1 protein-coding gene and 3 pseudogenes are annotated in these 1950 nt (G+C 64.0%); 1 reads left to right on the forward strand and 3 read right to left on the reverse strand.

Annotation, left to right across the window (positions count from 1 at the left end):
- From BN2476_RS42445 to BN2476_RS42455, 3 genes and pseudogenes are all read right to left on the reverse strand, one after another.
- Positions 1-576, reverse strand: a 576-nt coding sequence (locus BN2476_RS42445) for an urease accessory protein UreD (RefSeq protein ID WP_173819729.1), incomplete at its 3' end; no start/stop codon positions are given.
- Positions 577-609: 33 nt separating this feature from the next.
- Positions 610-853, reverse strand: a pseudogene (locus BN2476_RS42450) (ABC transporter ATP-binding protein); the annotation flags it as partial.
- Position 854: 1 nt separating this feature from the next.
- Positions 855-1115, reverse strand: a pseudogene (locus tag BN2476_RS42455) (transporter substrate-binding protein); the annotation flags it as partial.
- A 275-nt stretch (positions 1116-1390) separates the two neighbouring features.
- On the opposite strand from BN2476_RS42455, the pseudogene BN2476_RS42460 reads away from it, so the two are divergent.
- Positions 1391-1722, forward strand: a pseudogene (locus tag BN2476_RS42460) (aminotransferase class III-fold pyridoxal phosphate-dependent enzyme); the annotation flags it as partial.
- Positions 1723-1950 lie beyond the last annotated feature (228 nt).

Raw genomic sequence — 1950 nt, forward strand, 5'->3', positions numbered from 1 at the left:
CGCATGCTGAAGCGTTTCCATCGATCTCGCGATGCCCCGCACGATCATCACGCCGGGGCGCACGCATGAAGCGGCCGCGCGGATCGTGTCGTCGAAGGGCAGTTGGGCGGTGAGCGATTCGGCGAGCGCGTCATCGCATTGCGGGCTGATCGCCCACAGCGTGCCGAACGCGGGAAAACCGGCAAGCCCTTGCNNCTGCGGCAGCCAGTCGAGCGTTGCGTTCGCGCCGACATGTATCGCGATGTGCTGTTGCGCGGCGCGTCCGTTGGACTTATACCACTTGGTGGCGCCGGGCGTCGTGAGCACGGCGTGAGTGTCGGCGTCGAGCCGTATGTCGATATCGAGCCGGTCGCCGCCCGCGACGCCGCCAGGAGGATGCACGATCACGGCGTGGCAGACGGACGGCCCTTCGGGATAGAGCGGGCGTTGCAGACGCAGCGGCCCTTCGTGCCGACGATGGGCGAGCGTCGTGCGGCTGCCGTGTCTGACGAAGCCGAGTTCGAGCCGCGCGCGCCATTGGGCGTGCGTGGGATCGTCGATGGTGGCGAGCGTGCCGTGGTGTTCGTGCAGCGACATGCGGCGAGGATAGCAGTTAAGCGGTTTTTGCCGTTATACGACGATCAGGCTGCGCAGGCCGTCGCGATCCATGTCGACGCCTTCGCTGCCCGCGATGATTTCGCCCCGGCTCGTCACCCAGTAGCGATTGGCGATGGCCTGCGTGAAGTCGTAGTACTGCTCGACGAGCAGTACCGCCAGGCACATTTCCTCGACGAGTTGCCGCACTGTTCTTCCGATGAATGCCTTCCGTCGGTTCATCGAGGATCGGCACTTGCGGTTCGCTCATCAACGCCCGACACGACGGGCTCGATCTTGTGGCCCATCACGCCGCCGCTTGCGTTGATCCCGACGATCGTCATCGGCGCGGTGTCTTTCAGCGACGTCTCCGGGATCGCCATCGTGCCCGACAGGGAGTGCGGAATGCCGACCTTGGTCGGGCCGCTGCCCGACGACTGTGCACGCGCGAAAGGCACCTTGCTCGCGAGCGCGAGCGCGCCCGACATGGCGCCGAGCTTCAGCAGACTGCGACGTTTCATATGCTTCCCCTTGCCATGAATGGTGATGAGTGGCGGACGCGCGGTGTCCGATCCCTGTTTGCGTTGCGCGGGCAGAGCTATGTGTGCAAAGTCGTGCCGGGCCGGATATCGCAAGGCATATGCCAACTTGTCGAATCGCTCTTCAACGGACGCCGAGCGTGCTGCAATGCGGCTCGCTGACGACGCGGAATCGTCCGGTGTATGCGCTTCGAGCGCGAAAGCGGTGCAATACAGGGCGTTTCGCTTCGTCGAGGTGCGCGCCGCGCAGCAACTGGGCGCAGGCGTCGATTCGTCAGTGCGCAACGATCGACCTGTACGAGCGCGAAGGGCTGTTCGAGCGCGCGGAGAAGATGGCGCCTCTCTTCGAAGCGGCGATTCACAGCTGAAGGGCGAGCGGCATGTGATCGACGTGCGGAATCTGGGACTCGTCGGCGGCGTGGAACTGCAACCGCGTGACGGCGCTCCCGGCGCGCGCGCTTATGACGTGTTCGTGCGCTGCTTCCAGAAGGGCGTGCTGACGCGCTATACGGGGGACATTCTGGCGTTCTCGCCGCCGCTCATCATCGATGAGGCGCAGATCGACGAACTGTTCCGCACAGTGGCGGAGGTTTTGAAGGAAGTGGATTGAGCCTGATTTCAGCCTGATCTCAGGTCGCACTGCATTCCGCTCAATGCCGTATAGTCACTGCGGAAGAAGAACGGCAAGCCGCTCCTGAAGACCTGATCAAAGCTGCACAAACATGCGCAAACATGATCAGGACGTCACCCGAGCAGTGCTGATGACGGATTCGCGCCGGGGAATCTCGCCCCGGATGTCAGGATGGCACCACTGGCCGGGTTGCCGGGGCCAGTGGTG

Origin of the sequence: Paraburkholderia piptadeniae, assembly GCF_900007165.1 — a bacterium.
GTDB lineage: Bacteria > Pseudomonadota > Gammaproteobacteria > Burkholderiales > Burkholderiaceae > Paraburkholderia > Paraburkholderia piptadeniae.